The organism is Vallitalea sediminicola (genome assembly GCF_054408565.1).
Window position 1 is genome coordinate 116,638 of the sequence record NZ_BTPT01000017.1, and the last position, 6,700, is coordinate 123,337.

Here is a 6,700-nt window from a genome sequence, read left to right on the forward strand (position 1 = left end):
TATATATTGAACTTAAACACCTATACACCCATTTCAATAAGTTCAATATATTGTCCTGATTTAACTCATATCTATTTATACATTGAGAGTAAGTTGTTCATAGGGTGGTAAAGGATTCAATATATTCTTTATTGTATCTGGGTCAAGATTTTTCTCTCCATAATATTTGCCATTACATGTAATGAAGAATCTAGCCCTTTTTAGAACTATTCCCATTTGTTTTAAATCCTCATAAGAAATTGATCTCACTTTTCTTTGTTTTAGTATTCTTCTAGCGGAAACTATTCCAATCCCAGGAATCCTTAATAATTCATTTACCGATACTTTATTTACTTCTTTTGGAAATTCTTTAATATTTCTCATCGCCCATATCATCTTAGGGTCATAATCCAAATCAAAATTCGGATTACTATTATCTAATAATTCCTTTGCTTCAAATTTGTAGAATCTTAGCAACCAATCTGCTTGATACAACCTATGTTCTCTAACCATCGGAGTTGTATTTGAACTTATGGCAGGCAAGTTACCCCCTTTATTAACAGGCACATACGCAGAAAAATACACTCTTTTCAGATTGAATTTTTTATATAATTGATCAGTTATGCTTAACATGGATAAATCGCTTTCACTGGTAGCTCCTACAATCATCTGAGTAGATTGACCTGCTGGAACGAATTTTCTTGCATATTTATATCTGGCAACTTCATAACTTGACCTTTTTATCTCTTCTTTTATTTGATCCATTGGTAAGAATAATTTTTTCATGGTCTTCTGAGGTGCTAATAATTTCAGTCCATCTTCTGTTGGTAATTCTATATTAACACTCATCCTATCAGCAAGTTCTCCTGCTTGTTTGATGAGTATCTTATCTGCTCCTGGTATAGCTTTTACGTGGATATAACCAGAAAATCCGTAGTGATTTCTAAGTATAAGTAGAGTCTTGACTATTTTTTCCATTGTATGATTAGGATTTTTCTCAACAGCTGAGCTTAAGAATAGACCTTCTATATAGTTTCTTCTATAAAATTCAATAGTAAGTTCAGCTACTTCTTCTGGTGTAAAACTAGCTCTTTTTACATCATTACTTAATCTATTGACACAGTATTCACAATCATATGCGCAATAGTTGCTGAGTAGTATCTTTAACAGAGATACACACCTTCCATCAGAAGCCCATGTATGACATATTCCACTAGCTTGCGAACTTCCAATCTTGCCAGAATTTTTACGATTGACACCACTAGAAGCACAGGAAACATCATATTTCGCTGCATCAGCTAAAACCTGTAATTTTTCTATTATATTCTTCTTCATTTTAATCACCATCTATATTATAACAAATATGCGGCAAAAACTCAAACATATGTTCGTATTATTCAGCAATAATATTATTGATATATTCGTATACTTCTTTTGCTAACTTTTCTGGTTCATTTTGATTAAATGATATATAAGAGCTTTTACCACTAATCTCAATATAACCATCTTTTGAATAAGTCATTCTTCTAACTTTTTTAGTGTTATCAATTACATATGTAAAATCCATAAAATAAAACCCTTCTGTATTAGATGAATGGTAATCAGGGTCAAAAGTTTTATGATATTTTGTTTTCTTCATTATATCCATTATATCTTGGAATTGTTTCACTGTCAGTTTAACATTACTGTTATCCCTACCACCCCCAGGTTTGTAATCAATAATGTAAACACTACAATAATTAACTACTGTATTAGAGGATATTGAAAGTATATCTTGTAGTTTTCTAGGTATGTTGAAGTTAATAATCTGTATTATAATTACTAGTGTAATAAGCATTAATATATATTTTTTATATTTCCTCATATAACACCTCTTAATATATGCTTGTTGTTCCATTAATAATAGCTAATAAGTTTATTACAATTTTATGCTATGCTTATAATCCCTCACATACCTCATAATTTCTTCTTCAGTAAAGAAGGGATCATGACCTATAGGACCCAGTGGTGCTGTATAAGTCTCACCCATAGCGTTCTTATACACCATATGATAGCATATATCATATACGTTGAATTTACGTTCATCATCTGGTTTTGGAAGAGTCATATTCACAGATATATTATTATCAGAAGTATTTACATCCATATCAATAATATCTGAAAGTTGCTCTTGTAGATCTGCTTGAATATCTTTTACTAAAATCTCTCCATCCATCTCATAACTATTTTCTGATTTCTCCTTAGGTAATCCTACGTGACTTACTATAGGTGTCAATTCTTGGACTTCTTTCTTCTCACGGTATAAAATAATTCGTCCTAAATCAACTTCTTGTGTAGATAAATCTGAATAAGCAATGATAGCTTTATTCAGTTCAACTTTTTCTAAGCCAGAAAATATTTCGTCTTTTGCCACTGCTAATGTAAATCTTACTATTTTATGTGTATAGTAATTATATTTATACTCATAATATGGCTCAGCAAATATCTTTATATTGACTTCTGGAAAAAATACATTGCTGATATTTTTATTACTATTGTTATTATCAATATACTCAATAAAAAATCTATCATAAAAATGCTCATAATATCCTTCATAATAATGTTTTAGAAATATAGGTTCTGGAATTAATCTTCTATATGCAGTAAAAACATTATAGGCTAAAGCCACAACTACTAATCCCAACGCTAAATAGAAATATTTGCGTTTTTTTATCTGAGCAAACATTTACTTTCACCTACTTCATATATATAATTTAATTCTTCGTACGTAATTGTCCATTAAAATATTTTTTAACAGTATTCATGTTAACAGCCCATACTATTGTAGTTATAGCAATTGCAATACCACCTATAAGATTCATACACATTGCTGTAGACTCTTCTACATTCATACTGAAAGTAATAATAAAAATTGTTATTAATTGTATATAGAGGAAAAGGTTACGACCACTTTTTATTTGCTCCACTAGTTGAATCCTTTCTTTTTCTAACAGTTTTATTGTAGCTTCATATATGTAGAACGCCAGTACTAATAATAGCAATGAAACTACAATACCAATGGCTGTTGATACTATAGTGTCTTGTGCGTTTTGACTCAAATAAAAGAAAAAAGTAATAATACGTACAATCACACATAATGAACCCAGCTTAGCTGCTATATGAAATTCTCTAATCTCTGTCTCATTATATAATTTTGATACCCCACTTGTAATAAGCATATATCCTACTACATTTGGCATTATGTCAATAAAACCTATGTTTATATTAACTATTAAAAATACTATGCCCCATACAATTGTTCCAAAATGTTTTCCCATTCTATAATCCCCTTTTCTTAACAAGTTCTAACTGCTTTATCTGTTATATATAGTGAATACCTTATGTTAACGATTCATAGGCTTGAAACGGTACACCCTAAGATATTATATCATAGTACGACACGAAATAAAATTTTCCTCCTTGACTTAACTTTTATTCGTATTACAGCAAATAGTAACAATAAGTTAATATCTAATTACTCATCATAATCTTTTATCAATCTATGTTTTAATGCCTCTAATTTATTAAGGGAATCCTGTGAATTAACAAAAAATTCATTTTTGCTCACTTCAGAATAAGAAACGTAGTAATTATCTTTACTGGTCTCTACAATGACATTTTCTTTATCTTCATAATTAAATACCGGATTAATAATTGTATCTACAAGGCAGTATATATTATCATCATTAATATCTAGTGAATTAACTTTTTCTTTAATAAAAATTAAATATTCATCATCCTTTTCTAATAAATTAGTAAAACCCATATTAGCACTCATATCATCAAAGTAATATCTCCAATGTCCTGCCATAATAAAAATCATATCACCTTTTTTTATATCATCTCCATTGTATACTTCTTCTACAATAACACGCTGCTTATAAAGCTTAAACATATTTTCAACTTCGCCCTCAGCCTTTACTTTTAATATTATATTAGCATTTGGTAAATCCTCTTCCATTCTATCTATGGTATTTAATACTAACTCATTATTCAAAACCGCAACAGAAAAATTATCCATTGCATTATCCATATTTGTAATATTTGTATACGTTTGCTTATTCAATATTCCAATAATTACTGCGGCAATAAATACTGTAACATAAATACCTACAATTACTTTCTTCATCATATTTCACCGCCCATCATATAAATTACCACTTTTCATATAATACACCTTATCAGTTAGTAAATTAATATCCTCTTTATTATGACTGGCTATGAGAATCATAGCCCCTCTTTTCTTTTCTTCTAATATAATTTTACGGATTTCATCAACTCCATTTTCATCAAGTGCATTGGTCGGTTCATCCAGCATAATAATATCAGGTTTTTCCATAATAGCCTGTGCTATTACAATACGTTGTTTCATACCAAGAGAATATTTCTTAATTGTTCTATTATCATTAGGCTCTAGTCCTACTCTTCTAATTGCATCTTTTATGTCATCATCATTAATTTTCTTATTAATATTCGCAAGTAATTTTAAGTTTTTAAACCCAGTAAATTCTTGATATAATCCTGCATTTTCAATTACAAGCCCTATATTATCAATTACATCTATATCTTTATTAAGTACCTTGTTGTTACAAATAATCTCTCCCGAATCAATTTTTATTAGACCTGACAACGCCCTAAAAAGCATTGTTTTTCCAGAACCGTTTCTTCCAACAAATCCGTAAATAATTCCACCTTCTAATGAAAGATTAATGTTTGATAATATTTGTCTGTTTTTTATTGCTTTATTTACATTCTTTGCTATCAATTTCACTATATCTTACCTTCCTTTATTAATAATCTCTATACTCCGGTTTCATTATTAGCCATTATTAAATCCTTTCTTTTTACCACTATACAACCAACTACTGTTACTATGATGCTTAGTAATAAAAATAATACTACTGAAATATTTAAATCAAATGATTGGTAATAGATATTTATTTTCATATTCAATTTTTCTATAAAACTACTGTGCCATGCCAACACGAGATGAGCCACTGGATTGAACTGTAAGAATAAAAAATTTCTATCCATAAAAGGGCTATCTTGTAATGGTAGTACATTTTCCCATAATATTAATGAAAAAATACAACCCATTTCTAAACCCGCTACGGCTATAAAAGCTATACTACTATTAAATCTAATAGCTATAATATTAATTAGTAGTGTTGTTAAATACAACCACAACGAATAAATAATCAAATAATAGACTAATAAAATAATAGACTCTAAATCAAATATTATTTCATTAGTAATTATTGTTACCATCACTCCCCCTGCTAACATACAAAATAAAAATATTAATACATATGTATAGAGTAAAAAAGCTTCTCTTAACAACCACTTTGTACGATTAATGCATCGTGAAAAATAATAATTACTTGCTGAGCAAAAATGTTTATAAATACATGTACCAAATAATATTTGAAATATTAAATATGGTAAAAATTTTATTGTCATATTCATTATATACGGCGTTTCTATATATTTTTTTAAAAAACTAAACTGAAAAATAATATCAGATAAAATAATTTTTTCATTTAATCTCAAATAAAATAATGCTTCCAATACTCCCCAAAATAATGATGCGATAATACATTTTATGTATGTACTCATTACAATGAATCCTTTCTGCTTTTTGTCATAATCATTACTATTGACACCAATAAAATTAATACTATTGTTAAACAATATCCTATTAGACTTTTTTTTGAACAATCAAATATGCTCAAATAGTTAAAATAACTCAAACTAACTTTTATAGAAGGAACTATATGTCCAATCATCCCTATACCATAAAGTAATATATACACAGGTAAAAATAATAAAATTTTGAATTTGATATTATACATGGAAATAGCTACTACAAAAACAGTTAAGACACCACATATTAATCCAAATACCAAAGTAACAAGAAATGTATAAATATATGGATGAATGACATATAAATTATAAAAAAAATAATTTCCAACTAAATCAATATATATTTTTTCATAAATATTTGCATTGGACAAATCTCCTGTAGCATTTATCGGAAATGCTATACAGTTAATTATTATTTCAATAATGAAAGGTATGGTGAATACAAAAAAAGCAACTAAAAATACAGAAATTATCTTCCCTATGTAATAGTGTTTTAACCCTACTCTCGATTGAATGTAAATTATTTCTTTTGAATCTCTATCATAAACATAAGAAAATGCAACTGGTATAATTACTAATAATGGAAAATACTGCATAAAGTAATAATTGGCTGCACCACTACCACTTGATAGTAATAAAAGTTTCATAGGAAAATACATATCAGTAATATCTTTTCCATTATATTTTAGAACATTAGTAAAATAATTAATAAATACAAATAACATTAGAATACACATAGTTATAAATACTTCTTTATGGTTTAATATAGACTTAATTTGCATTCTAACTGATTTTAACAACATATTTTTGACCTCTTCTCATTTTTGACTATTATTTTATATTATACCTTTATATTTTATCTTTGATATCCTCATTTTATAATTTGTTATACTATTTGTCAATATTTTGAACAATAAATAAAATAACGCAATAATATATTAATTAATGTCTAATTAGCCTATTGTTTTTGATATAATTATACAATCACATGGAGTTTTCAATTCAAAATACGCTACCAAACAGCTCTAAAAGGTAAATG

The 6,700-nt window shown here is 27.8% G+C and carries 8 protein-coding genes; all 8 read right to left on the reverse strand.

The features are described from left to right. Window positions 1–75: 75 nt before the first annotated feature. On the reverse strand, window positions 76–1,314 hold the full coding sequence (locus ACX6CF_RS07875) for a putative DNA modification/repair radical SAM protein (protein ID WP_458784769.1): 1,239 nt from the start codon (window positions 1,312–1,314) through the stop codon (window positions 76–78). Window positions 1,315–1,372: 58 nt separating this feature from the next. Beyond that, window positions 1,373–1,843 (reverse strand): hypothetical protein, encoded by a 471-nt coding sequence (locus ACX6CF_RS07880; RefSeq protein ID WP_458784770.1) that lies wholly within the window; start codon window positions 1,841–1,843, stop codon window positions 1,373–1,375. Window positions 1,844–1,897: 54 nt separating this feature from the next. Further along, a complete protein-coding gene (locus tag ACX6CF_RS07885) occupies window positions 1,898–2,704 on the reverse strand; it encodes a hypothetical protein (protein WP_458784771.1) in 807 nt (268 codons plus the stop codon). 28 nt (window positions 2,705–2,732) lie between these two features. Then, entirely contained in the window at window positions 2,733–3,296 is a 564-nt protein-coding gene (locus ACX6CF_RS07890; protein ID WP_458784772.1) for a hypothetical protein, read from the reverse strand. Window positions 3,297–3,493: 197 nt separating this feature from the next. Next, window positions 3,494–4,150, reverse strand: coding sequence for a hypothetical protein (locus ACX6CF_RS07895; RefSeq protein WP_458784773.1), 657 nt, complete (start codon window positions 4,148–4,150; stop codon window positions 3,494–3,496). Between the two features lie 3 nt (window positions 4,151–4,153). After that, window positions 4,154–4,789: an ABC transporter ATP-binding protein gene (locus ACX6CF_RS07900; protein WP_458784774.1), complete on the reverse strand. Its 636-nt coding sequence runs from the start codon at window positions 4,787–4,789 to the stop codon at window positions 4,154–4,156. Window positions 4,790–4,818: 29 nt separating this feature from the next. Next, window positions 4,819–5,286 (reverse strand): hypothetical protein, encoded by a 468-nt coding sequence (locus tag ACX6CF_RS07905; RefSeq protein WP_458784775.1) that lies wholly within the window; start codon window positions 5,284–5,286, stop codon window positions 4,819–4,821. 347 nt (window positions 5,287–5,633) lie between these two features. Beyond that, window positions 5,634–6,464: a hypothetical protein gene (locus ACX6CF_RS07910; RefSeq protein WP_458784776.1), complete on the reverse strand. Its 831-nt coding sequence runs from the start codon at window positions 6,462–6,464 to the stop codon at window positions 5,634–5,636. Window positions 6,465–6,700: the final 236 nt, after the last annotated feature.

Bases quoted from the DNA above. Each gene is read 5' to 3' on its own strand.
- ACX6CF_RS07875 (WP_458784769.1), bottom strand. From the start codon at position 1,314: ATGAAGAAGAATATAATAGAAAAATTACAGGTTTTAGCTGATGCAGCG.
- ACX6CF_RS07880 (WP_458784770.1), bottom strand. From the start codon at position 1,843: ATGAGGAAATATAAAAAATATATATTAATGCTTATTACACTAGTAATT.
- ACX6CF_RS07885 (WP_458784771.1), bottom strand. From the start codon at position 2,704: ATGTTTGCTCAGATAAAAAAACGCAAATATTTCTATTTAGCGTTGGGA.
- ACX6CF_RS07890 (WP_458784772.1), bottom strand. From the start codon at position 3,296: ATGGGAAAACATTTTGGAACAATTGTATGGGGCATAGTATTTTTAATA.
- ACX6CF_RS07895 (WP_458784773.1), bottom strand. From the start codon at position 4,150: ATGATGAAGAAAGTAATTGTAGGTATTTATGTTACAGTATTTATTGCC.
- ACX6CF_RS07905 (WP_458784775.1), bottom strand. From the start codon at position 5,286: ATGGTAACAATAATTACTAATGAAATAATATTTGATTTAGAGTCTATT.
- ACX6CF_RS07910 (WP_458784776.1), bottom strand. From the start codon at position 6,464: ATGTTGTTAAAATCAGTTAGAATGCAAATTAAGTCTATATTAAACCAT.